Genomic DNA, 22,625 nt, shown 5'->3' on the forward strand with positions numbered 1-22,625 from the left:
GCGACGTCCTGGCATGCCTGGCGAGGGAAAACAGTCGCTTGTGTGATTGAATATCACTTTGTGACATTCAAGGGCGCTGTGCCGCGTCTTCCCTCCGGGGCGGGGCCGGTGTAGGGGCAAGCCCATGACCAAGGACACCATCCGCCTGAAATTCACCCTGGCCTACCAGGGCACGGAGTTCGCGGGCTGGCAGCTTCAGCCCGAGGGCCAGGGCCGCAGCGTGCAGGGCTGCCTTGAGACCGCCCTGGAGCAGCTCTGCGGGCGGTTCGTGCGCGTGCACGGGGCCTCCCGCACGGATTCCGGGGTCCACGCCCTGGGCCAGCACGCCCACGCCGACATCCCCGCCTCCAGGGGGCACCTGCCCTTCCGCCGCGCGCTCAACGCCCTACTGCCCAGGGACGTCTCCGTGCTGGCCGTGGAGCGCGTCCCGGCCGATTTCCACTGCCGCGTCCACTCCGTGCGCAAGTTCTACGCCTACACCCTCTGGCACGAGGCCGAGTTCATCCTGCCCCAGCGCAGGCCCTTCGTCTGGCGGGTGGGCCGCCTGGACACCCGGGCCATGCTGGAGGCCGCCAGCCTCCTCGTCGGCACCCACGACTTCGCGGGCTTCCAGAACACCGGCACCCCCGTGCGGGACACCGTGCGCACCATCGAGTCCATCGCGCCCCACCCGGGGCAGACCCCGCAGGAAACGGTCTGGCGCGTGACCGGGCCGGGGTTCCTTAAGCAGATGGTGCGCAACATCATGGGCTGCCTGGTGGAGGTGGGCAGGGGTAAAGCGAACCCGGACTTCGTCCGATCTGTGCTTGTTGAGAAGGACAGAAGCCTGGCCCCGGCCACGGCCCCGGCCAAGGGGCTGTGCCTGGAAGGCATGGAGTTCGCGTACCGTGAGCGATGTGAGGATCAATCCCACGCAGGAGCAGAGCGCCCCGAGCTCGACCCAGGTGAAGAAGGCCTGGGCCGCGAGGGAGGTGCTGCACCGCGCGGATGACCCCGCCGGGGGCGGCGGCCTGGCCCTTTCCGACTCCATCGCCGCCGGGCTGGAGCGCAGGCTCACGGATTTCGACCAGGCCCTTGCGGGCTTCCAGTGGCCCGCCGGGCACACGCCCTGGTTCCAGGCCCGGCTGGTGACGGGGCCGCAGGAGGCGCGAGGCTACGCTTCGGGCGTGGCCCTGCCGGACTCCCTGGCCACGCCGGAGCTCAAGGCCTTCTCCAGCGGGTTCCAGGCCTGGCAGGCCACGAGCCTGGCCCCGGGCAAATACTCCTTCAATCTTTCGCTGGGCGGCAAGACCGAGAGCCTGAGCCTGGACGTGGCCAAGGGCGACACCTGGGGTGGGGTGCTGGCCGGGGTGGCCGCCGCCGTGAACCGCGCCGGGCTGCCCGTGCGCGCCGACGTGGCCTGGCAGAACGCCGCCTTCCAGCTCGGGCCGGACGTGGCCGGGGCCGGATCGGTGCTGACCTTCTCCATCAACCCCGCCCGCAAGGATCAGGACCTCGCCCTGGCGGACACTTCCGGGCATCTGCTGGCAAAGCTCGGCGTGCGGGCATCGCTGAACCCGGTGGGCTCGGCAGGGGAGGGGAACTACATCTTCCAAGGCTTACAGAGCGCTGCGCCCACCGTGTTCGGCTCCAACCCCGTGGACCCTGGCGCGGCGACCACCCTGGCCGTGGGCAGGCACGACCTGGCCTTCGCCGTGGGCGACGCCGCACAGCCTTCGTCCTACATCTCCAAGACCTACGACCCCACCCAGGCCACCACGCTGGCCGCCGGGACCTACTCCTTCACTTCCACCTACGGCGGGGAGGCCCGCTCCCATTCGGTGAAGATCCTCGCGGGCTGGACCTGGAACGACGTGCTTCAGGCCGTGCGCGCCGAGATCACCGGTTCCCCGGCCGTGCTGAACCTCGCCGCCCCGGCGGTGGCGGGCTCCACCGGATTCTCCCAGCCCGGGGTGAGCGCCTCGGTAGACCCTTGGGCAATTCCTTCGGCCACGTCCGCCACGGCGGCTTCCACCAGCGGCAGTTCGCTCACAGTCACGGGCGCGGCCGGGCAGGATTTCAGCCTCGCGGACGGCTCCGGCGGGCTGCTCTCGTCCCTGGGCCTTACCACGAAGCTCACCGGCACGCCCGTGAGCTTCAACGTCTACGCGGGCGACACCTGGCGGGACGCCTACCAGCGTATGGCCGTGGCGGTTGGGGGCGCGCAGGATTCCTTCACGGCGGACATTCGCGAGACCGCCATACCCTCCACGGTCACTCCGGGCCGGGCGCTCACACATCAGGGCATCACCCTGGAGCTCACTCAGCAGAACCAGCGTATTGGCGAGCGCGTCAATTTATCAGATGGGCGAACCGGGGCGCTCGCATCCACGGGTCTGCGCGCGCAGAGCCCGGGCGCGGACGGCCTGGCCATCATCAACGGAACCCTCCACAGGTCCGAGAACAACCTCTTCAGCCAGGATCAGGGCCGGGTGCTCCTGGGCCTGGAGCATGAGAACGCCAAGGCCCTGCCCCTGGCAGTGACCGCCGCCGTGGACGGGGTGGAGAAGGGCTGGAGCCGGGTCACGCAGGCCTGGAACTCGCTGGCCAAGTACCTGAATGCCAACGCCGACGCCCTGGAACCCGCCGTGGGCGCGCGCCTGGAGGCCCCGCTCAAGGCCCAGGCCGCCAGCCTGCGCTGGCTGGGCGTGAGCAACGCCGGGCGCAAGGGCCAGCTCTGGACCAACGCGGACACCTTCTGGCGCTCCCTGGCCGCCGACAAGGACCGGGCCGAAGCGACGCTGTGGCAGGCGCCGGACGGCCTCATCCCGGCCTGGAGAAAGGGCGTGGAGGACGTGCGCGGGGCCGGGGTGGCAAGCTGGCTCAAGCCCGCCACCGGCTTCGAGGCCCACCGCCCCAGCCTGACCAGCGAGTTCCAACTGGAGCAGAAGCACCGGCTGGTGAAGCTATTGGGGTGATGCCGATTGAAGTTGCTCCCGGTGTTCTTGTGAGTTATATATCGAACAGCAGATTTCGTCTTGGTTGTATTTGGTGCTGTTCGTTCATGGCAAATTGGTTTCTCTCTCGGGGAAGGTGGTGTCATGGGGGAAGATAAACTCCCGGTTTGGAAAAGGGTGGTTCTGAGCGTGATTCCGTTCCTGGCGGCGTTGCCGGTGAGCGCGCTGATCATCTACTGCATCAGGAGGTTTGTCCTGTGAGGGACATGTACTTTTCTGGGGATGACTATGTTTATTTTTTCGTGTCACGAATGATACAGGCTACGATGATCTATCTGAGTATATATTACGGAGCCATTTCTCCGTGTGAATTTCCCGTGTGAGGTTGGCGATGAATGAAAATAATGATATGATTCGCGATTTTGTGATCTACGTTTTTGGGATCGTTGTCCTGTACTTTATCGTGTATAATAAGCATTTTGCAAATTGTGGCTGAGTGGTCCGTGGCAAGTGGGTCAGTATAGTTTGGGGGGATAGCTGGCGCTCATGGCAGAGGGCTGGCCCAAAAGCCAGCCCCGTCTCCGAACGATGGACCTTAAAGCCACGGAGTATTCCCCTCCTTGTTCCGTGCATCTGGTTCCCGAGGTTCATATGATAACCACGGCCACCGGACGTGTTCATTGATTAAATCCTCGGCACCATAGCCGACTGCCCATTGACTGAAGAGGTTGCCTGGGGTCACTGAACCGACAAGCGCCCCCGAAAAGCTGCTGACAGCCCCAGGAAGCGGTTTCCACCTCAGGTACGTGTCGTCCCCAAACCGGACGTCTCCATTCGGCAGGACCTCCGCCCAGGCCCGGTCCTTCGGGGACATCCCTTCCTGATGGATGCGCTGACCCGCTTCCCTGGCCTCCCGTTCCGCGGGTGTCTGGTACGATGGCGGATAGCCGGGATTGGCTTCCCTGGCTTCGCGCTCAAAGGGGCTCATGCCGTTTCCGGCGTCTAGTAGCCCGCCACTGGCCGGTGAATCGGGGTTGCCGGTTTGCTGCCCTGCCGGTTGGACCCACAGGCCTCCCGGGCCGTGTTCCTCCTGGGCAAACTGGCTCAACGCCGTTTTGGGCGTATCGTCCGCAAGCCCGTTGTCCATCATGTAATCGAGAGCGATGGTTTCGCTGCTCATCGGTAGTCTCCTCTATGTCGCCGGATATTGCATCCGGGGCTCTGGTTGATGTCTTGGCGTTATGCGACGGAAAGCTCCAGATACCGAAGCAGGTCGCCGTCTCTTGCGCCTCCCGACTTGACCCGGCGGACAAGTTCTCTGCGCTCAGCCTGTTCGGCCTGAGTGAGCTTTCGGCTCTTAAACCGATTCCCACTTTCCTCTGCGGCAAACCGTGCGCTGTTCTTTCCGCTGTGGAGGCGTTGGTGGTTCTCGATGATCACGGCGGCCTTGCGCAGATAGCTATAAAGCGCCGTGAATTCCTTGATCTCGCGTGCCATGGCGGGCATGGCCAAACGCCTGATGGGCTCGGGGAGCTTGCCGAGGTAGTGCTCCATCACGTGCATGGTCCTCGCATACAGAGGGTCATGGGAACTCAAAGCGCGGACCACAGTATGGTACGTGTGGTGTTTCAGGTTTCGAGTTGACCGCCCATTTCCTGAATGGACCTGGCCTGTGCCAAAGAGCCGGAGTGGGTCGCAGTGTTGGGGTGTCTCAAGGGAATGCATGGTGTCTCCTGGAGTTGGTTTCCAGCCAAGGAATTGGCTGGTAACCGGGCATTGTAGTCAGAAAAAAATCCACTGCACCCCATATAGGGCTATGTAGGGAACTTTCTTCTTGTTCGGGCATTTTCCTGCCAAGCCCCAACCGGTCGCGAGCCTGTTGCGGCTGAAGCCCCCTCGACACCCGCCCCGCGCGGGAGTAGAACCCGGCCACTCCACACCGGGAGGCATCCCAATGCAGATCATCACCGACCCCAAAGAATTCCAGTCCGTGTGCTGGTCCTGGCGGAGCCAGGGGCTCACAAGCGCCCTCGTCCCCACCATGGGCTTTTTGCACGCGGGCCACATATCGTTGTTCAGCTGGGCCAGGGCCAACGCCCAGAAGGTGGCGGCCAGCATCTTCGTCAACCCCACCCAGTTCGGCCCGGGCGAGGACCTGGACCGCTACCCCCGCGACCCCGAGGGCGACGCGGCCAAGGCCCGCGAGGCCGGGGTGGACGTGCTCTTCCTGCCCGAACCCGGGGCCATGTACCCCGAGGGCTTCGCCACCAAGGTGAGCGTCTCCGGCCTCACCGAGGGCCTGTGCGGCGCTTCCCGCCCCGGGCATTTCGACGGCGTGGCCACGGTGGTCACCAAGCTGCTCCTGCTGGCCATGCCCAGCGCGGCGGTTTTCGGCCAGAAGGACTGGCAGCAGCTGGCCATGATCCGGCGCATGGTGCGCGACCTGGACATCCCTGTGGCCATCGAGGGCCGCCCCATCCACCGCGAGGCCGACGGCCTGGCCATGAGCTCGCGCAACGTCTACCTCTCCCCCCAGGACCGCGCCCTGGCCCCGCACATCCAGAAGGGCCTGCGGGCCGCGCGCGACTGGAAGGCCCAGGGCGTCACCTCCGCCCGGGAGCTGACCGAACGCCTGCTGGCTTATTATAAGGAGAACATCCCCTCTGCCCGGCCGGACTACGTGGCCTGCGTGCACCCCGAGAGCATGCTCCCCCTGGAGGACGCCTCGGGCCCGGCGCTGATCGCGGTGGCCCTGTTCTTCCCCGGGGCGCGCTTGATCGACAACCTGCTGCTGGATTGAAAAAAATGTCCCGGAGGCATTTGACAAGCCTTCCGCAGTTGTGACACATGGCCTAGCGGCCTCTTAGGCCGCTCCGCATGATTTTGCCTTTATCGCCGCTCCGGCGAATATATTCCCTGGGAGGAAACTTCATGTCCGCAGCCAAGGGCAAGTATCTCTTCACTTCCGAGTCCGTCACCGAGGGCCATCCCGACAAGGTGGCCGACCAGATTTCCGACGCCGTTCTTGACGTCATCTTCAAGCAGGACCCCGAAGCTCGCGTCGCATGCGAAACCCTGGTGACCACCGGCGTGGCCTTCATCGCCGGCGAGATCACCACCTCCGCCTTCGCGGACTTCGCGGGCATCGTGCGCGAGACCGTGAAGAACGTGGGCTACAACAGCTCCCAGATGGGCTTCGACTGGGAGACCTGCGCCGTCATCTCCTCCGTGGACAAGCAGTCCGCCGACATCGCCCAGGGCGTCGACCGCACCAAGCCCGAGGAGCAGGGCGCCGGCGACCAGGGCATGATGTTCGGCTTCGCCGTCAACGAGACCGACACCCTGATGCCCGCGCCCATCTACTACGCGCACAAGCTCTCCCGCCGCCTGGCCTACGTCCGCAAGGAGAACATCCTCGGCTTCCTGCGCCCCGACGGCAAGACCCAGGTCTGCGTGGAGTACGAGAACGGCAAGCCCGCGCGCATCGACAACATCGTCGTTTCCTCCCAGCACGACGAGCACATCAGCTACGACGACCTGGTGGACGCCATCAAGCTGGAGGTCATCCAGAAGGCCCTGCCGCCCGAGCTGCTGGACAAGAACACCAAGATCTACATCAACCCCACCGGCCGTTTCGTCATCGGCGGTCCCCTGGGCGACTGCGGCCTGACCGGACGCAAGATCATCCAGGACACCTACGGCGGCATGGGCCACCACGGCGGCGGCGCCTTCTCCGGCAAGGACCCCTCCAAGGTGGACCGCTCCGCGGCCTACTTCGCCCGCTACGTGGCCAAGAACGTGGTCGCCTCCGGCGCGGCCGACCGCTGCGAAGTGCAGATCGCCTACGCCATCGGCGTGGCCGAGCCCGTCTCCGTGCTGGTGAGCACCAACGGCTGCTCCAAGTTCAGCGACGCCGAGCTGACCAAGGCCGTGCGCGAAGTGTTCGACATGCGCCCCTACTTCGTCACCAAGCGCCTGGACCTGAAGCGCCCCATCTACGGGCTGACCTCCTGCTACGGCCACTTCGGCCGCGAGCTGCCCGAGTTCACCTGGGAGAAGACCGACGCCGTGGCCGACCTCAAGACCGCGCTGAAGATCTAGCTCCCCGCCTCTCCATCGAGCATCGAGCGCCCGGACCAACGTCCGGGCGCTTTTTTTGTTCCGCGGGCAGGTTGGAGAAGCAGGCCATGCATCCGGCCTGCGTCGGCTCTGGGGGCGTCATGAGGGCGGCCCTGATGGCCACGTCTGGATTGAACTTGACAGGCACTGTAGTGGAGATGTAACAAATATGAATAAGTGGTAGAGTAATTGCAGCGCGCGCAATAGATTGCCAGGCGTGCAGGGATTCCCTTTGCGGCGACTTTCGCGAGTTGCCGCTGCCCAGGAGGATATTCTTTGCATGGCCTTCGTCAGCAGGAAAGTGCGAACAAGCGGGCGGCATTTGCGTGACTCCAAAGCATCGGAAGCCCTTTCAACGGATGTTATTCACATGAAGAAGCGGATCATATTTTCCATGTTTCTGGCCGTGTGCGTCATCTCATGCGCCAGCCCCCCGCCGGAGCAGTTCTTCAAGTCGGAACTGCATACGCGAAACGACCTGTTCAGGTCTTACGGCTCGCTCCTCGGGGTTGTGGACACGCTGTTCTCCAAGATCGTGCCCGGGGTCATCGACCAGGAAACGGGGGCTCCAGAAAAGCAATTCAGCTTCACCGTCAACGATTTCGTTCGCGGCATGAAGGCCTACGGCCCCAATTCGAAGTGGGAAAAGAAGGAGAACGGCTGGATACTCCATGCGGAATCCAAAGATGCCCTGACCGGGACACTGTATACGTCTCATGCCCAGTTCGATGTGGACCCCGCCAGCGGCAAGGTGACGCTCACGCGCTATATCGGCATCGACGGGGTGGAGAGCGAGGATCTGGATAAGTTGCTGATATCGATTTTATACGCGCCGCAATGAGGGAAGGCTCATGGCGTGCGGCCACTGTCGCGCGGCCCGGTCCGAGCCGCGGAAAGTGAAATGAGCCGCATCGGCATGACGGCCTGCGCCGGGCTGGAGAGCGGCACGCAAACCGGCCGGCGGGGCCGTTGGCCAGGGGCGAGCCTTTCCGGGCCCGGCACTGCGCCCTCCCTTTGACATCCCGCCCAAACGCGTTACGTAGCCCCCATGACGCTCAAAACCCCCAAGAACCCCATCAAGCTCCGCGTCGAGGTGCTCGAAGAGGACAAGACCGTGACCTTCGGCCCCGGGGAGGACACCTCCATCGGTGGAGCCTCAGGGAATCTGTTCTTCATCGGCATGGAGGGCTCGGGCAGGCGCGAACTGGCCCGCCAGGCCGCCGAACGGCTCGGCCTGACCTACGGCGAGGCCCCGGACGCCCCGGCCCTGGCCCGGGCCGCCGCAGGCTCGGGGCAGAGCGTGGCCGTAATCGGGGAAGGCCTGGCCGACCCGGAACAGGTCCAGGCCATGCGCGCTAGCGGCAAGGTGTTCTTCGTCATGCGCGGCGTGGCCGACCTGGCCCGCAACCTGGGCGACCCGGCCCGCGCTGAGGAGCTTGCGGCCGAGACCGCCCGCCTGGAGCCCATGCTCATGGAGGCGGCGCACTTCATCGTCCCGGTGGACGCCGCCGGCGAGGAGCGCATCGAGGACGTGGTCTGGAAGGCGGGGCTCTGATGCAGCCGCTGGGGGCGCTGATCGTGGGCTTCGCCAGCCGCAGCGACGCCGCCCAAGGCTTCCGGCTGGCCATGCTCTGGCCGCGCTGGCGCGAAGTGCTCGGGGACATCGCCCCCTTCGCCCACCCCATGGGCCACCGGCGCGGCACGCTGCTGGTGGGCGTGGAAGACCCCATCGCCATGCAGGAGAGCCACTACGAGGCCCCGGACATCCTGCTGGCGGTCAACACATTTCTGGGGCAACAAGTCTTTGACAGGGTGCAGTTCGATTTGCTACAGGGCAAGACCCCTCTGGACGCCGCGAGCGGCGAGGCGCCGACCTTCTGGCGGCCGCCCGCCCCACGCATCGCCAACCTGGGGAACCTGCGACTGGACCCGGAAACTGCCGTGGGGCGCTCGTATGCGGCCTACGTCCGCCAGTATGGCCCCGGCAGGTGACAATAACTCTTTGGAGGCGGAAAATGGCCGACGAAATCACCCTGGACCTGAAGAAACCCCTGGACAAGATGACCGCCAAGGAACTGCGCGACCTGGTCATCAACCAGATCCCCAGCATCACCGGCGCCTCTGGCAAGGACAAGGAAACCCTCCTTTCCGAGATCAAGGCCGCCATGGGCATCACCGAGGAAGAGGGCGGCGCGTCCCCCTACAAGGCCCAGATCCTGTCCATGAAGGCCCAGATGCGCGAAATGCGCGCCAAGAAGGCCGCCGAGGGCGCCTCCCGCAAGGAGAAGGACATCCTGCGCCGCAAGATCAACGGCCTCAAGAAGCGCACCCGCCACATGGCCCGCACGGCCTAGCTCTGCGCAGCCCACGCCTTTCGCGCCCGGCCGGATTCACTCCGGCCGGGCTTTTTGCGTTGCGGTAAGCACAAAGGAGAAGCCCATGTTCCGGGTGATCGTTTTGTGGTGCGTCTTGTCCCTTGCGCCCGTCTGGAGCGCCCACTGCGGGGAGGGCTCCGCCCTCGGCGACCAGGCGGTGGATTTCGCCTCAGCAAGCCAGGATCACCAGCAGATCAGGGGCTACATTTCCCTGCCTCCCGGCGAGGGCCCGTTCCCGGCGGTCGTGCTGCTGCACGGCTGTAGCGGGACGGGGAAATATCTCGGCTTGTGGAAGGATTATTTCCTGCGGGCAGGGTACGCCTGCCTGGTCGTGGATAGTTTCAGGCCGCGCGGTTTCACGGAGATCTGCACCGATTTCAAGCGGGTTACTGATGCCATGCGCGTGGCGGACGCCTATGGCGCGCTGGAATATCTCGCGGCGCATCCCAGGTTGAAAAGCGACTCCGTGCTGGTCGCCGGTTTCAGCCACGGGGCGGGCATCGCGCTGGACGCGGTCTCCTCGGTCGGCCTGACCGGGCGAACCCCCGGGTCGCCCGCCTTCATGGCGGCCGTGAGCATCTTCCCAGCGTGCGACCAGAAGAAGCGCATGGAGGCAAAATACCGCGCCCCGGTGCTCATCCTGATCGGAGAAGCGGACGATTGGACTCCGGCGCGATTCTGCCGGGAGCTTGTGGACGCTCGCACCGCCGATGAAGCACCCGTGGCCTTCAAGGTCTATCCGGGGGCGCACCACGGGTTTACCACCCCGTATCTGCCCCTCACCTACCGGCCGGAAGTGCTCAACAAGCACAGCCCGACTGGGAAAGGAGCCACCCTGGCGGGAAGCCCGGAGGCCACGGCGGACGCCCAGGAACGGATTCTGGAGTTTCTTGGCGGCCTGGTGGCCGCCAAGACCCGTTGAAGGGAAGCTCTTGAAGCGCGGCGCGGCCGAGGCCGGGCGCAACGGCTGCCCCGCATGGGCCCGAACTGGTCCGGGGCGTCCATCCCGGTGCCGGCGCGGCCACTGCTCGCGGCCGCACAAAAAACCCGCCGGGATATCCCGGCGGGGTTTTTGACTTCGTGAAAGGCCAGGATGCTAGGGCCTGTCGGGCAGTTCCTTGCCGGCCTGGAGCTTGGTCAGATCCTCGGAGAGTTTGGCGGCCTTCTTGGCCGCGACGAAGGTCAGTATCTCGCCGGCCTGGCGGCCCTTCATGCCCGACAGAATCTTGACGGCCACGTTCTCGTCCAGGGTCTCAAGCACCGAGGCGGCCTGCTTGGGCTTCATGTTGGTGTACATGTCGATGAGGTGGCGCATCTTCTCGTCCTTGACGGTCTTGGCTTCGTCCAGGAGGCTCTTGAGCGAGCCTTCCAGCTCCTTGAGGGAGGCCAGGCGGGCGTTGAGGTCGGCCTCCAGGGTCTTGAGGGCCTGCTCCTGGCGGTCCAGGGCCTCGGCCCGTTGTCTGAGCACCTGGACGGAGAGCACGGTTTCGGGCTGCTGGGCCGTTGCCGGGGCTTTCTTGTCCGGCGCGGCCGGGGCGGCTGCCGCCGTCTGGGCGTGGGCCGCGGCGTCGTCCAGGATGGAGGCCCGGACCACGGGGGCCGGGGCGGGGGCGTTGACCGGAGCGGGAGCCTGGGCCACGGCCGAAACGGCGGCGGGCGCGGGCAGCGCGGCCACGGGGGCCGGAGCGGGCGCGATGCGCAGGCCCATGGTCAGCAGCAGGGCCAGCTTGGCGGCCGCGAGCACGGCCACGGCCAGGGCGATCCTAGACAACCGGAGGCTGGTAACGAAGCGTTGCCATTTCGTCGAAGCCTGCCTGCTCTTTTCTGTTTTCTTCCGCAACATGTCTGGCCGCCTGGGTTTCCTTGAGTTTTTCGAGGAGCTTGCGGTCCTTGGCGCGGGCCGCCAGCTCTTCCCGGCAATTATGCACGTCCTGGGCCAACTCGATGCGCCGTTGCCTGCCCAGGGCCAGGTCATGCTCCAGGCGCTGAATGTAGGAGCGCAGCAGCCAGAGCTCGGCCGCGCTGAGGGCGGTCGAGGCCAGCTTTTCGCGCTGGAGGTCCAGGTCGCCCTCCAGCATCTCCAGGAAACGGTCGTGATCCCGCAGGGCCTGTTGGGCCTTTGACAGGGCGATCTTGGCCTGGTCCTCCAGCTGGGAGCGGTATTCCAGGACCTTGTCCAGGTTGAAGCGGAATGGTCTGGGCATGATGCCGGGCCTTCAAGCAAGGACCGGGCCAGCTACTTGAGCTTGAGGTCCCCCTCGGAGAGGGCCTCGAGGCGCCCGCGGTCCAGGATGGTGATGGTGCGGTTGTCCATGGAGATCCAGCCAGAGTCCTCCAGGCGTGCCAGCGCGCGGGAGAGGGCCTCGCGCGTGGCCCCCAGGAAGGCGGCCAGGTGCCCCTTGCTCATGTCCAGCACGTAGGTGTCGGACCGCTTCTCCTCGGCCTGGAGCAGCAGGTAGGCGGCAAGGCGGGCGGGCACCTCGCGCAGGGTGAGCTGGCCGATCATGGTGGCCATCTGCCTCAGCCTCTGGGAGAGCGCGGCCAGCATCGCCATGGCCAGCCCTGCGTCGCGCTCCATGAGGCGCATGAGCACGGCCTTCTCGGTATAGAGCACGGTGCTCGGCTGCACGGCCATGGCGTTGGCCGGGAAGACCCCGCCCTGGAACATGGGCACCTCGGCGAAGGGCTCGCCCGGGCCGAGCATGTGCAGGATCTGCTCCTTGCCTTCGGAGGAGGCCTTGAAAATCTTCACCTGGCCTTGCAGCAGGATGTAGAGGCCCTTGGCCTCCGCGCCTTCCAGGAAGAGCACCTGGCCCTTGTCCGCCTTGATGACCGCGGAGTTCTGCTCGATGGTCTCAAGCTGCGCCGGGCTCAGCTTGGAGAACAGGGGCACCATGCTTAAAAGCGTGCCGGTGGAGGAGGTCTGTTTTTTCATGGGCATGGAATTACCCGGTTTGTGACGCAAATCAATGCCCCGCAGTCCATCCGTGCTAGAAAACAGGTGAACGACTTTCGTGGAGCGGCACATGAACCGAGTCAAGAACGCGGGGCTGGTGGCCCTGGTCGCCCTGGGCGCGCTGATCCCGGCGGCGCACCTCAACCGCTGGTACAGCCTCTGGGAGGCCCTGGGCTGGCTGGCCCCGGCGGTTTGCCTGATCTTCACCCGCCGGGAATCCGTGCGGCGGGTGAACCAGGTTCTGGCCCTGGCAGGGTCGCTCCTCACCGTGGACACCATGCTGCACTTCGTGCGGCTGCGCCAGGCCATGGGCGCGCCCTGGCTGCGGCTGGCGGTCATCCTCGGGGTGGCGGCCCTGGTCACGGCGCTGGCGGCCTGGGTTCTGGAGCACCCGCTGTTCGCCCGCAACGGGAATAAAGACGGCGGAGCGGGACGGCGCAACGGCCGGGACGAGCCCGGCGCGGGCTCCACAGCTGGAGGTGCGGGCATGAGTGTGAACTCATCGGCGCAGGACGCGCCATGGGCCGGGAACGACGCCCTGGAGGCCGCACTGCCCCGCACCCTGGGGGCGCCGCACATCGCGGATTTGCGGACGGCCAATCGCAGGCGGGGTGACGCGGACCCACTGTCCGGCGCGTCCGCGAGGCCGGACGCGGGGGAGCAACAACCCAAGGGAATCTTCCGCGAGTTCCCAGCCGCCGGGTTCGCGGCCTGGGGCATCACGCTGGCTTTGCTGGCCGTGGTGCAGCTCAAGGTGCGCCCGCCCATGCTTCTGGCGGAACGCTTCGCCCAGGGCGCGGGCTGGCTGGAGATATCGCTGCTGGCGCTCTACGCGGGCTTCCTGGCCGAAACGCTGTGCGACCCGAAGCGGGCCCCGAAGGCGCGCAGGCGGGCCTGGGGGCTGTTCTCCCTGGTGTTCTTCGGCCAGTTGGCCCTGGGCCTGGCCGGGTTCAAGGATTTCCTGATGACCGGCGCGCTGCACCTGCCCGTGCCCGCGCTCATCGTGGCCGGGCCGCTGTTCCGTGGCGAGGGGCTGTTCATGCTGGTTTTGTTTTCGGCCACGGTGCTGCTGGTGGGCCCGGCCTGGTGCAGCCACCTCTGCTACATCGGAGCCTGGGATTCGGCCATGAGCCAGGCGCGCAAACGTCCGGCATCGGCCCCGGCCTGGTTGCGCCGGGGGCGCATCCTGCTGGCGGCGGCGGTGTTCGCCGTGGCCTGGGGCCTGGGCCGCATGGGGGTTCCCGTCCTCACGGCGGTCTGGCTGGCGGCGGCGTTCGGGCTGGCCGGGGTGGGGATCATGGCCTTCGCCTCACGGCGTATGGGCGTGATGGCCCACTGCACGGGCTGGTGCCCCATGGGACTGCTGGCCGGGCTGGCCGGAAAACTCTCGCCCTGGCGGCTGACGATCGGCAGCGGCTGCAAAGGCTGCGGCGTGTGCTCGCGGGCCTGCCGCTACGACGCCCTGCGCCCCGAGGATCTGGCCCGTAAGCGGCCGGGCGTGTCCTGCTCGCTCTGCCGGGACTGCCTGGGCACCTGCCCCAAGTCGGAGATGGAGCTGACCTTCCTGGGCCGCTCCGGGCCGTGGGTGTGGGTCGCTTTTTCGGTGCTGGTGGCCGGGCTGCACGCGGTGTTTCTGGGGGTGGCCCGCATCTGACGCGGGCTAGAGATAGCTCCTGATCCTGCGCAGGCCGTCGCGAACGGCCGTGCCCAGCGCCCCCATCCAGCCCTCGAAGGGCGCGAAGAGGCAGGCGTAGCGGTGCAGCGAGACCGCGAGCGACGACACCTTGGCCAGCACCGGCCCCAGCACGGGCACCGGATGCTTCACCAGGGCCATGAGCGGGCGCTCCAGCCAGGGGTAGCGCACCATCCAGTAGAAATAGGCGTTGAAGCGCTCCAGGGCATCGGTGTCGGGCTGGCGCAGCGTGGCCGAGGTGAACAGGTTGGCCCCGGTCTCGCCCTGGGGGATCAGGCCCATGCGGAGCGCGATGTCGTAGACGTCCGTGCCCCGGTAGGGCTGCAACAGCCCGGACCAGGGGTGGTTGCCCGCCCTGATGCGCTGGTTCAGGCGCAGGGTGGCCACGGCCTTTTCAAGCGTCTCGCCGGGCAGGTTGAACATGTTGAAGGTGGAGAAGCGGATGCCGTGCGCGTGCAGCATGGCCGCGGTGCGCACGATCTGCTCTTCCGAGATCTTCTTGTTGAGCGTCTCGTTGCGCATGGCCGCGTCGCCGCTCTCCACCCCGAAGGAGACCATCCTGCAGCCCGAGCGGGCCAGCAGTTTGGTGAGGGCCTCGTCCATGAGGTTGGCGCGCACCCCGCACATGAAGGGCAGGCCCACTTCGGCCCGGTACAGCTCCAGGAATCCCTCCAGCCACTCACTATCCTGCACGAAGAGGTCGTCCACGAAGGTCACGTAGCGTAGCGGCGCGCTGCGGCTGGCGGCGATGTCGCGGATTTCGTCCAGCACGCGCCGGTGGCCGTGGCGGCGGATGTAGCTGCCCTTGCCCTTGTAGAGCCCGCGCAGCACGCGGTTGTAGCAGAAGCTGCAACTGTAGGGGCAGCCCCGGGCCACCAGGATCTGCGCGCCCGAGCTTCGGGCAAGCTGGGGGTAGCGCCGGGCGTACAGAGTGCGGTCCGGCCTGGGCAGGCTGTCCAGGTCCGGGCGCAGGGGGTAGATTTCGTTCTTCGCCACGCCCCGGGCCGTCTTGACCCAGAAGCCCGGCACGTCCGAGCCGTCGCCCCCGGCGGCCAGGGCGTCCGCGAAGTCGGGCAGGGCGTCCTCGGCCTCGCCCCGGCACACGGCGTCGATGCCTTCCTCCTCGATGAACTCGGGGAAGAAGGTGCAGTGCGGCCCGCCCGCGATCACGGGCACGTTCATCAGGCGCTTGACGGCACGGGCCGTGCGCGCGGCCCAGTCCTGCAGGCCGCTCATGAGCGAGAAGGCCACGATGTCCGGCTTGGCCGCCGCCACGGCCGCCATGAAGCCGCGCCCCTCCTCCACCTCCACGAGCACCTCGGCCCGGTGGCCGCGCCGGGCCAGGGCCGCGCTCAAATACATGGGGCCGAAGGATTCGTACCCGTCGCGCTGCAGGAAGAGGACGGTGGCCATCAGCGGCTGGAGAGGTCCAGCACTTCGGGGGTGTAGAGGGCCACTTCCTTCTTCATGATGGCGCGCCAGTCGTACTCGCGCTCCACCAGCTCGCGCCCGGCCGCGCCCATGCGGCGGGCCAGCTCGCGGTCCTCGATGAGGCGCAGGAAGGCGGCCGCGTAGGCGGCCACGTCCTCGGAGGGGCAGACCAGACCGTTCTCGCCGTCCTTGACGATGCGCCCGATGGCCTTGAGCCTGGTGACCACCACGGGCAGCCCGCAGGCCCAGTACTCGAAGAGCTTGAAGGAGAGGTAGTTGTCGTGGTTGAGCGTGGCCCGCAGGGTCATGGCGCCCACGTCGCAGGCGTTGACGTAGGCCGGGACCTCGTTGTGCGGAATCCAGCCGGGGCTTACGATGTGCTGGGCCAGCCCCAAGCTCTCGATCATGGGCTTGATGACCCCGTCGAAGTAGGGGCCGCCCCCGCCCAGGATGAGCAGGCGCGTGTCCGGCCGGGTCTTGACCACTTCGGCCAGCACGTTCAGGAGCACGTCCACGCCGTCGTCGTGCTTGATGTCGCCGTGGAAGATGATGAGCGGGGTCTCGTCGGCGATGCCCAGCTTGCGGCGCACGGCCGCCCCGTCCAGGCCGGGGCGGAAAGTCTGGGCGTCGGTGCCGTCGGGCACAACCACCACCTTCTCGGGCGGCAGGCCCTTGTTCACGATGAGGTGCTCGCGCATCACGTCGGAGACGACGAACACGTTGCGCGCCCGGCCCAGCACCAGGTTCTCCATCCAGACCAGGGGCTTGGCCAGCAGGGGCATGTCCGTGCGGGCGATGTCGGAATAGAAATCAGTGAAGTCGAGGAACACGGGCCGCCGGATGAGCCAGCCCGCCACCACGGCGGCCATGCCCGCCAGGGGGTTCCAGGCGTGCACGGCGCAGAAGCCGCGCGCCCCGGAGCGGCGGTACCAGGCCTCCAGCACCACGATGGAGATGATCGAGGCCAGGAAGTGCCAGATGCGCACCGGCAGGCGAAGCGCCCCGTAGAGCGACTTGCCGAAGCCGGGGTACTGGTTCATCCAGATCCATTCGGTGAAGTAGGAGGCCCTGGAGCCCAGGTCCCGGCTGGGGGCGATCATGTTCACCAGGGCCTTCTTCTGGGCGATGATCTCCCTGGCCAGCCAGTACATGCGCAGGTTGGCGCGCGACACCGGCGGGATGGTGGTTTCCACGATGATGGCCACCTTGGGGTGGCTCCCCAGGTCGAACCCGTCGGGGACGTTCTGTGCTGCGGTCTTGCGGAATGAGGTCATGGCTTACTCTGTGAGGCTCACCGTGGAGTGGCCCTTGCGGATCATGCTCAAGAACTCGCGCAGGTCCTGAAGCAGGTATTTGGGGTTGAGCAGGTCCCGCTTGAGGCGCGCGAGGATGTATTCCGGGCGCAGGTAGTACTTGAGGTAGCCCTGCTTCTTGAGCTCCAGCACGCGTTCCTTGGTGATTCCGTCCGGGTAGTACTTGGGCCAGACGGAGAAGAAGTCCTCGCCGTACTCGAAGTTGATGTAGCGGTCGATGAAGTCGGGCGGCACCTTGCCCTCCTCCAGGGCGATCTTCCAAAGGCGCGAGCCCGGCAGGGGCACGGCCAGCTTGAAACCCACCTGGGTCAGGCACTTCACGCCCATGCTCTTGAGCTTGGCCGGGAAGAAGCAGGTCTGGGCCAGCTCCGCCTCGGTCTCGGTGGGGTGGCCAAGCACGAAGGAGGCCTCCACCTCGAAGGGGTGGCGGTCCAGTATCTTGAAGGATTCGAAGATCTGCTTGTCGCTGATGCGCTTGCCCACGATCTCGCGGCGCACTCGCTCGCTGCCGGTCTCCACGCCCACGAAGAAGTCGCGGCAACCCGCGCGCCACATCAGGTCCAGCACGTCGGGGTTTATCTGGTCAAGCCGGATGCCCCCGGCGGACCAGCGCACCGGCTTGCCCCAGCGCATCAGGCCCTCGCAGAACTCCACCACGTTGCGCTCGCGCAGGGTGAAGCTCTCGTCCAGGAAGCCGTAGCGGCCCCCGAAGATGTCGTAGCCGCGCTTCATCTCCTCCAGAAGGTTCCCGGCGGAGCGGAAGCGCACCTTGCGCGACATGGGCGAGCGCGAGCAGAACACGCAGTTGAAGGGGCAGCCCCGCGTGCCGAGCAGCGGGTAGTACTGGAGCCCGGCCTCCTTGTAGGCCTCGAGGGGCGTGAGGTCGTAGGCGGGGAAGGGCATGTCGTCCAGGCTGGCGGTCATCTCGCCGTTGAAGGTGCCGCGCACCTTCTCCCCGCCGAGCACGCGCCTGGCCAGCTTGGTGAAGGTGATGTCCCCGTCGCCGACCACGCCGATGTCCACCTGGGGGTAGCGCTCAAGGAAGGTGGGGTCGTTGCTGATGTGGAAGCCGCCCAGGGCGATGGTCAGCTTGTCGCCGAAGCGCTGGCGCATCCCGTTCACGATGCGCATGGTGATGTGTATCTGCGGCGAGTTGGAGGAGATGCCCACCAGGGGGATGTTCTCCGCCGAGATGACGTCGTTGATCTTCTCCACCGTGAGGGGCTCGATGCCCAGGTCGATGATCCTGGGGTTCATGCCCTCCTGGCGCAGCGAGGCGGCCAGGTAGTTGAGCCCGATGGGCGGGTAGTACTGGATGCCCCGGGCCACCCGGCCGTAGGTGAAGGAGGAGTTTATCAGCAGAACGTCCGTCATCGCGGGGCCTCCTTCTTGCGGGCCACGGCCACCAGGTTGCCGCCGCCAAGCGGCCCCTGGAGCTTGAGCCCGCCTACCACCAGGGCCATGAGGTGGGTCCAGGGCGAGGTGTAGTGAACGCCGCGCACGAAGCGGTGCGGGTCGCCCATGCCCTCGATGCGGATGGAGAGCGGGGCGAAGCCAGAGCCTTCGAGGGCGCGGGTCATGGATGCGGCCTCGAAATAGCAGAGGTGCTCCAGCATGTAGTGCACCGCGAAATCCTTGCGGCCAAGCATGTTGGAGAGGGTGTTCTGCAGGTTGGACTGCCGGGGCACCTCGCAGTAGAGCACGCCTCCGGGCTTGAGCAGGCCCCACACGCGGCTCAGGGCCTCCATGGGCTCGAAGAAGTGCTCCAGCACGTGGTTCAGGTGCACCAGGTCGAAGGACGAATCCGGGAAGGGACATTCCTCCGGGAAGACGCCGTGGGCCAGTTCGGCCGCCGGGACGGTGCCCCTCAGCACCTCCACGGTCTCCTCCGCGAACTCCTGCCCGCAGGCCTTCCAGCCGCGCTCCAGGGCCGCCTCGAGGAACTGCCCGCGCCCGCAGCCCACCTCCAGCACGCGGCCGGGGCCGCCCGTGAGCGGCTCCAGGACGGCCAGGCGGTGGGCGAACATGGCCTTGCGCTCGGCGAACTGGGCCGGGAAGTACTGGCCGTCGTAGTATTCCTGCGAGGCGTAGAGCGCGCTCAGGGCCTCCAGCGTGGGCATGGGGTTCTGGTATTTGAGGCCGCAGCTTGCGCAGCGCACGAGCCGGACGGTCTGGTCCTGGTGGTACTGCGTGGCGCGGTCGCAGCGGCAGACGGGGCAGACGGAGGCGGGCTTTGAGGCGTGGTTCATTTGCGCGAGCCTAGCTTTTGACCGCGAGGGGGGTCAAGCGGGTCCTGGGCCGTAGCCCATGGCGGCCAGGGTGCGGCCGTAGATGTTGTCCCAGAGGTTCTCGCGCGAGGCGGCCACCACGTTTGCCCGCACCGCGAAGTAGGCCGCCGGGTGGGAGAGCAGCTCCACCACCGCGCCGGTCAGGGCCTCGGGAGAATATTCGATGACCCGGCCCAGGTTCTTCTCCAGAACCTCGCGGTGGGAGGGCGGCACCTCGGTGGTGACGATGGGCAGGCCGCAGCCGATGGCCTCGCGGATCTTGATGACATCCCCGAAGCGCTTCACGCTGGTCTCCAATGGGGCGTACGGGGCGAGGGCCAGGGCCGCGCCCAGTTGGGCGTCCAGGATGCGCTTGCGGTCCGTGACGAAGCCGTGCCAGGTCACGGCGCCGCTTAAGCCCAGGGCCTCGGCCCGGGCCTTGAGCCGGGGCAGGTCCGGCCCGTCGCCCAGCACGTCCAGGCGGATTTGCGGCAGGGCCGCGCGGATGGCGGGCAGGGCTTCCACGATCACGTCCAGCCCGTTCTCAGGGCCGATGCCGCCGCAGAACACCAGGCGGTTCAGGTCCACCTCGCTGTCGGGCGGGATCACCACCCCGTCGGGGATGAAGCCGAAGGGCACCCAGTGCTGCTGGCCGAATTTCGAGTCGTCGAAGTGCAGGATGTCGCGCCGGGCGTCGGCGATGGCGTAGGTGTAGTTCCAGATGTGGCCGCTCAGGTTGCAGGCGGCGCGGTCCATCTCCAGGTAGACGCGGTTGAGCGTCTTGTTGGCGAACTTCCAGGGCGACCAGTCCGAGATGTAGTAGACCGACTCGTCCACGAGCCTGAGCCTGCGCAGCACCCCGCCCAGGATGGCCAGCAGGGATTCCACCCCGATGAACAGGTCGTAGCGGCGGTTGAAGGCCTGGGCCGCCCAGAGGCAGGCCAGCAGGTCGCGGACCTTGAGGCGCATGTAGGTGCGCGGCCCGGCCTCGCCGTCCGCCACCAGGAAGGGCCTGGTGGCCAGCGGCCCCCAGGTCTTGAAGGCGGTGCGGCGGCCGTTCTCGTACAGGCTCAGTTGCGGGCGGACCACCATGCCCTTGCGCGGCACCGAGAGCTCCAGCAGGGCCAGCGTGCGGCAGCGCCTTGAGAAGTAGTCGCGCAGGGGCCAGGCCGGGCTGTTGTGCCGGATGGGCTCGCCGGATTCGTCCAGAATGTCGGAGCAGGTGGCGATGAACGCGGAGTCGAGGCGCCTTGGCATGGGCTGTCCTTACGCGGCCCTGGGCGCGCGGGCCTTGGCCAGGATCAGCGCCGCGTGCCTGGCGTCCAGGCGGGCCATGGCCCTGCCCGCGCCGCCCGGCAGGGGGAAGTACCCGGCCCCGGCCATGCGCTCCACCGCGAACCCGTGGGAGGCGAGCATGTCCTTGAGGCCCTGGTGCGCGAACACGCGCAGGTGGGGGCTCTCGTCCTCGCCCAGCGCGCCGAAGCGCCCGGGCTGGAACACGTTGCCCAGGCGTTTGGTGGGGCTGAGCGCGATGGTCATGGTGAAGGGCTGCTGCCCGAGCATGAGCGCCAGCACGTTGTGCCAGGAGGCCAGGTTCTCCGTGCCCACGATGGCCACGCCGCCGGGCCTCAGGATGCGCCGGGCCTCGGCCAGGTGCGTGTCCGCGTCCAGGATGTGCTCCACCACGAAGTGGGAGAACACAACGTCGAAGCTGGCGTCGGCGTATGGCAGGGGGGTGTTCAGGTCGTGCACGAGCACGTCCATGCCAGCCGCGGCGGCGGCTCCGGCCTTGGCCTCGTGGTTCTCCACGCCGCTCAGGGCCGTGCCCGGGGGCAGCATGGAGCGGGCGAAGGAGCCGTCCCCGCAGCCCAGGTCGCAGGCGCTGCCGAGGCGTTCATCGCGCAGCATCCGCGCCACCACGGCCCGGTAGTCCGCCAGCCAGCCCTCCCAGGAGCGCGCGCCCAGGCTCACGCGTCTTCCGCCTTTTCGGGTGCCTTCTCAGCCGTCTCCTCGGACGTCTTCTCGAAGAGGATCAGGTTGTCCTGGCGGAAGGTGATCTCGTAGCCGGGCAGGTCCAGCTCCTCGGGTTTGACGAAGTTGGTGCTCACCAGGAAGGCGTTGAGCCGGTACTTCTCGGCGATTTCGGTCAGCGGCTTGGTGATGAGCGGGAACCAGTCCACCAGCTCCCACACGCCCACCGAGTTGTCCGAGAGCAGCACCTGGCCGTTTTCCAGGAAGTAGGTCACGGCGTCGGCCAGGCCGTGGGGCAGGCAGGCCAGGCGCACCGGGCGCGGGCGCGAGTTGAGGTGGGCGATGAGCGCGCGCAGGGCCGGGGTGATGGACTTGTCCGGGTTCTTCACCACCAGCTTGAGCTGGAAGAAGAGCACCAGGGCCAGGCAGCCCAGGCCCAGGATGCAGGGCACGGAGCGCACCACGCCCCAGACCTCGGGGTTGTGCTGGAATCTGAGGATCATGGTTCCGGCCACGGCCGCGGCGGCGGAGGTGCCGAACTCCAGGTAGCGCTGGCCCTCGCCCAGGAAGCGCAGGAGCGGCAGGTTGAACAGGATGCCCAGGAAGAAGAGCGTCACGCTCCAGAGCACGAAGGTCTTCATCCAGGGGTCGGCACCGGCTGCGGGCAGCACGCTGAACACGGCGCAGAAGCTGTAGAGGATCCAGGGGTTCACGGCCAGGAAGGGCGCAACGGGTATCTTCCAGATCAGGTATTCGATGCGGCGCACGAAGTCCGTGTGCTTGCGCTCGGCCGTGGGGTTGCCGCGCACCTGGTGGGCCAGGCGGTTGTGGATGTTGTACATCCAGAAGCAGATCATGAGCATGTGCCCGCGCAGGTAGCGCAGGTAGAGCCCCTTGGTGCAGAACACCGCCGCCAGGATGCCCAGGGCGAACACCAGCAGATGGTGCGCGTCGCCGGTGACCATGCTCATCCAGAACAGGGTGAAGAAGAAGACCTGCATGGCCATGCGGTGCGTCATGGAGAGCAGCACCACGCCGGCCACGCCCACCAGCAGGGTCCACCAGGTGGGGTGCAGCACGTAGCTCTGCACCATGAGCATGGACCAGGTGAAGATCAGCCCGCCCAGGGTGCGCAGGCTCAGGTTGGAGGCCTCCAGGGGCACCACCGGGGTGAGCAGGTAGGCCATCTGGGCGTAGTGCCCGCCCGCTGCCTGCCCCGAGGCGGCCAGGCCCATGAAGTAGACGGTCAGGCTGGTGAGGATGTCGAACGCCGGGGAGACCAGGCCCTGGTTCCGGTCCAGCCAGTCCTTGGGCAGGAGCGAGCAGAGCCAGGGCAGAAGCGGCGGGTTGTCCACGGAGCCGGGCACGATGTACTTGTGCGGCAGGCTCTCGGGGAGCTTCTTGTTGTCGCGTATGTACTGGGCCAGCAGCGTGAAGCGCCAGGTGTCTATGCCGAAATAGCGGTTGATGAGCCGGGGCCAGACCTGGAGGGCGAAACCCGCCAGGCTGATTCCCAGCGCGATGAGAAGGTCTTGCATGGGGTCTCCGCAGAGGGGGAAATGAA

General features: G+C 66.8%; 22 protein-coding genes. 10 read left to right on the top strand and 12 right to left on the bottom strand.

Annotation, left to right across the window (positions count from 1 at the left end; all coding sequences use genetic code 11):
* The first annotated feature begins 124 nt into the window (after positions 1–124).
* Positions 125–991 carry a tRNA pseudouridine(38-40) synthase TruA gene (truA, locus tag MLE27_RS11760; RefSeq protein ID WP_243312268.1) on the top strand — a complete coding sequence of 289 codons (867 nt, stop codon included), beginning with the start codon at positions 125–127 and terminating at the stop codon, positions 989–991.
* Positions 888–2,957, top strand: a complete 2,070-nt coding sequence (locus MLE27_RS11765) for a hypothetical protein (protein ID WP_243312269.1) — start codon at positions 888–890, stop codon at positions 2,955–2,957. Before truA ends, MLE27_RS11765 begins: the two co-directional genes overlap by 104 nt.
* 574 nt (positions 2,958–3,531) lie before the next feature.
* On the opposite strand, the gene MLE27_RS11770 is transcribed toward MLE27_RS11765, so the two are convergent.
* Together MLE27_RS11770 and MLE27_RS11775 are read right to left on the bottom strand one after the other, a co-directional pair.
* The gene (locus MLE27_RS11770) at positions 3,532–4,116 is read right to left on the bottom strand and encodes a hypothetical protein (RefSeq protein ID WP_243312270.1); all 585 of its coding nucleotides are present in this window, start codon (positions 4,114–4,116) and stop codon (positions 3,532–3,534) included.
* Between the two features lie 59 nt (positions 4,117–4,175).
* Entirely contained in the window at positions 4,176–4,493 is a 318-nt protein-coding gene (locus MLE27_RS11775) for a hypothetical protein (protein WP_243312271.1), read from the bottom strand.
* Positions 4,494–4,890: 397 nt separating this feature from the next.
* On the opposite strand from MLE27_RS11775, the gene panC reads away from it, so the two are divergent.
* From panC to MLE27_RS11810, 7 genes are all read left to right on the top strand, one after another.
* Entirely contained in the window at positions 4,891–5,736 is an 846-nt protein-coding gene (panC, locus tag MLE27_RS11780; RefSeq protein ID WP_243312272.1) for a pantoate--beta-alanine ligase, read from the top strand.
* A gap of 131 nt (positions 5,737–5,867) precedes the next feature.
* A complete protein-coding gene (gene metK, locus MLE27_RS11785; protein ID WP_243312273.1) occupies positions 5,868–7,037 on the top strand; it encodes a methionine adenosyltransferase in 1,170 nt (389 codons plus the stop codon).
* A gap of 298 nt (positions 7,038–7,335) precedes the next feature.
* Positions 7,336–7,896 (top strand): hypothetical protein, encoded by a 561-nt coding sequence (locus MLE27_RS11790; protein ID WP_243312274.1) that lies wholly within the window; start codon positions 7,336–7,338, stop codon positions 7,894–7,896.
* 207 nt (positions 7,897–8,103) lie between these two features.
* Positions 8,104–8,610: a hypothetical protein gene (locus tag MLE27_RS11795; RefSeq protein ID WP_243312275.1), complete on the top strand. Its 507-nt coding sequence runs from the start codon at positions 8,104–8,106 to the stop codon at positions 8,608–8,610.
* Complete coding sequence (locus MLE27_RS11800; RefSeq protein ID WP_243312276.1) at positions 8,610–9,047, top strand: DciA family protein; 438 nt, start codon at positions 8,610–8,612, stop codon at positions 9,045–9,047. The genes MLE27_RS11795 and MLE27_RS11800 overlap by 1 nt, the downstream gene beginning before the upstream one ends.
* A gap of 23 nt (positions 9,048–9,070) precedes the next feature.
* A complete protein-coding gene (locus MLE27_RS11805; protein ID WP_243312277.1) occupies positions 9,071–9,409 on the top strand; it encodes a hypothetical protein in 339 nt (112 codons plus the stop codon).
* A gap of 85 nt (positions 9,410–9,494) precedes the next feature.
* Positions 9,495–10,352: a dienelactone hydrolase family protein gene (locus MLE27_RS11810; RefSeq protein ID WP_243312278.1), complete on the top strand. Its 858-nt coding sequence runs from the start codon at positions 9,495–9,497 to the stop codon at positions 10,350–10,352.
* Between the two features lie 174 nt (positions 10,353–10,526).
* Here MLE27_RS11810 and MLE27_RS11815 read toward each other — a convergent pair whose 3' ends face one another.
* From MLE27_RS11815 to MLE27_RS11825, 3 genes are read right to left on the bottom strand one after another with little or no spacing between them, the layout of a single operon-like run.
* The gene (locus MLE27_RS11815) at positions 10,527–11,201 is read right to left on the bottom strand and encodes a MotE family protein (protein ID WP_243312279.1); all 675 of its coding nucleotides are present in this window, start codon (positions 11,199–11,201) and stop codon (positions 10,527–10,529) included.
* Positions 11,194–11,634, bottom strand: coding sequence for a flagellar export protein FliJ (fliJ, locus tag MLE27_RS11820; protein WP_243312280.1), 441 nt, complete (start codon positions 11,632–11,634; stop codon positions 11,194–11,196). The genes MLE27_RS11815 and fliJ overlap by 8 nt, the downstream gene beginning before the upstream one ends.
* 32 nt (positions 11,635–11,666) lie before the next feature.
* The gene (locus MLE27_RS11825) at positions 11,667–12,371 is read right to left on the bottom strand and encodes a Crp/Fnr family transcriptional regulator (protein ID WP_243312281.1); all 705 of its coding nucleotides are present in this window, start codon (positions 12,369–12,371) and stop codon (positions 11,667–11,669) included.
* Positions 12,372–12,456: 85 nt separating this feature from the next.
* Here MLE27_RS11825 and MLE27_RS11830 point away from each other — a divergent pair, with 85 nt between their 5' ends.
* Positions 12,457–14,040 (top strand): 4Fe-4S binding protein, encoded by a 1,584-nt coding sequence (locus tag MLE27_RS11830; RefSeq protein ID WP_243312282.1) that lies wholly within the window; start codon positions 12,457–12,459, stop codon positions 14,038–14,040.
* Between the two features lie 6 nt (positions 14,041–14,046).
* Here MLE27_RS11830 and MLE27_RS11835 read toward each other — a convergent pair whose 3' ends face one another.
* The 7 genes from MLE27_RS11835 to MLE27_RS11865 are packed head-to-tail and all read right to left on the bottom strand — an operon-like array spanning position 14,047 to position 22,599.
* Positions 14,047–15,492 carry a B12-binding domain-containing radical SAM protein gene (locus MLE27_RS11835; protein WP_243312283.1) on the bottom strand — a complete coding sequence of 482 codons (1,446 nt, stop codon included), beginning with the start codon at positions 15,490–15,492 and terminating at the stop codon, positions 14,047–14,049.
* Positions 15,492–16,784 carry a glycosyltransferase family 4 protein gene (locus MLE27_RS11840; protein ID WP_243312284.1) on the bottom strand — a complete coding sequence of 431 codons (1,293 nt, stop codon included), beginning with the start codon at positions 16,782–16,784 and terminating at the stop codon, positions 15,492–15,494. Before MLE27_RS11840 ends, MLE27_RS11835 begins: the two co-directional genes overlap by 1 nt.
* A gap of 3 nt (positions 16,785–16,787) precedes the next feature.
* On the bottom strand, positions 16,788–18,197 hold the full coding sequence (locus tag MLE27_RS11845; RefSeq protein WP_243312285.1) for a B12-binding domain-containing radical SAM protein: 1,410 nt from the start codon (positions 18,195–18,197) through the stop codon (positions 16,788–16,790).
* A complete protein-coding gene (locus tag MLE27_RS11850) occupies positions 18,194–19,072 on the bottom strand; it encodes a class I SAM-dependent methyltransferase (protein WP_243312286.1) in 879 nt (292 codons plus the stop codon). The genes MLE27_RS11845 and MLE27_RS11850 overlap by 4 nt, the downstream gene beginning before the upstream one ends.
* A 33-nt stretch (positions 19,073–19,105) precedes the next feature.
* Entirely contained in the window at positions 19,106–20,347 is a 1,242-nt protein-coding gene (locus MLE27_RS11855) for a glycosyltransferase (protein WP_243312287.1), read from the bottom strand.
* 9 nt (positions 20,348–20,356) lie between these two features.
* The gene (locus tag MLE27_RS11860) at positions 20,357–21,061 is read right to left on the bottom strand and encodes a class I SAM-dependent methyltransferase (RefSeq protein WP_243312288.1); all 705 of its coding nucleotides are present in this window, start codon (positions 21,059–21,061) and stop codon (positions 20,357–20,359) included.
* Positions 21,058–22,599: a hypothetical protein gene (locus tag MLE27_RS11865; RefSeq protein WP_243312289.1), complete on the bottom strand. Its 1,542-nt coding sequence runs from the start codon at positions 22,597–22,599 to the stop codon at positions 21,058–21,060. The genes MLE27_RS11860 and MLE27_RS11865 overlap by 4 nt, the downstream gene beginning before the upstream one ends.
* Positions 22,600–22,625: the final 26 nt, after the last annotated feature.

The sequence above is a fragment of the Fundidesulfovibrio agrisoli genome (assembly GCF_022808715.1).
GTDB lineage: Bacteria > Desulfobacterota > Desulfovibrionia > Desulfovibrionales > Desulfovibrionaceae > Fundidesulfovibrio > Fundidesulfovibrio agrisoli.

Bases quoted from the DNA above. Each gene is read 5' to 3' on its own strand.
- truA (WP_243312268.1), top strand. From the start codon at position 125: ATGACCAAGGACACCATCCGCCTGAAATTCACCCTGGCCTACCAGGGC.
- MLE27_RS11770 (WP_243312270.1), bottom strand. From the start codon at position 4,116: ATGAGCAGCGAAACCATCGCTCTCGATTACATGATGGACAACGGGCTT.
- panC (WP_243312272.1), top strand. From the start codon at position 4,891: ATGCAGATCATCACCGACCCCAAAGAATTCCAGTCCGTGTGCTGGTCC.
- metK (WP_243312273.1), top strand. From the start codon at position 5,868: ATGTCCGCAGCCAAGGGCAAGTATCTCTTCACTTCCGAGTCCGTCACC.
- MLE27_RS11790 (WP_243312274.1), top strand. From the start codon at position 7,336: ATGGCCTTCGTCAGCAGGAAAGTGCGAACAAGCGGGCGGCATTTGCGT.
- MLE27_RS11795 (WP_243312275.1), top strand. From the start codon at position 8,104: ATGACGCTCAAAACCCCCAAGAACCCCATCAAGCTCCGCGTCGAGGTG.
- MLE27_RS11800 (WP_243312276.1), top strand. From the start codon at position 8,610: ATGCAGCCGCTGGGGGCGCTGATCGTGGGCTTCGCCAGCCGCAGCGAC.
- MLE27_RS11805 (WP_243312277.1), top strand. From the start codon at position 9,071: ATGGCCGACGAAATCACCCTGGACCTGAAGAAACCCCTGGACAAGATG.
- MLE27_RS11810 (WP_243312278.1), top strand. From the start codon at position 9,495: ATGTTCCGGGTGATCGTTTTGTGGTGCGTCTTGTCCCTTGCGCCCGTC.
- fliJ (WP_243312280.1), bottom strand. From the start codon at position 11,634: ATGCCCAGACCATTCCGCTTCAACCTGGACAAGGTCCTGGAATACCGC.
- MLE27_RS11825 (WP_243312281.1), bottom strand. From the start codon at position 12,371: ATGCCCATGAAAAAACAGACCTCCTCCACCGGCACGCTTTTAAGCATG.
- MLE27_RS11830 (WP_243312282.1), top strand. From the start codon at position 12,457: ATGAACCGAGTCAAGAACGCGGGGCTGGTGGCCCTGGTCGCCCTGGGC.
- MLE27_RS11835 (WP_243312283.1), bottom strand. From the start codon at position 15,492: ATGGCCACCGTCCTCTTCCTGCAGCGCGACGGGTACGAATCCTTCGGC.
- MLE27_RS11840 (WP_243312284.1), bottom strand. From the start codon at position 16,784: ATGACCTCATTCCGCAAGACCGCAGCACAGAACGTCCCCGACGGGTTC.
- MLE27_RS11845 (WP_243312285.1), bottom strand. From the start codon at position 18,197: ATGACGGACGTTCTGCTGATAAACTCCTCCTTCACCTACGGCCGGGTG.
- MLE27_RS11850 (WP_243312286.1), bottom strand. From the start codon at position 19,072: ATGAACCACGCCTCAAAGCCCGCCTCCGTCTGCCCCGTCTGCCGCTGC.
- MLE27_RS11855 (WP_243312287.1), bottom strand. From the start codon at position 20,347: ATGCCAAGGCGCCTCGACTCCGCGTTCATCGCCACCTGCTCCGACATT.
- MLE27_RS11865 (WP_243312289.1), bottom strand. From the start codon at position 22,599: ATGCAAGACCTTCTCATCGCGCTGGGAATCAGCCTGGCGGGTTTCGCC.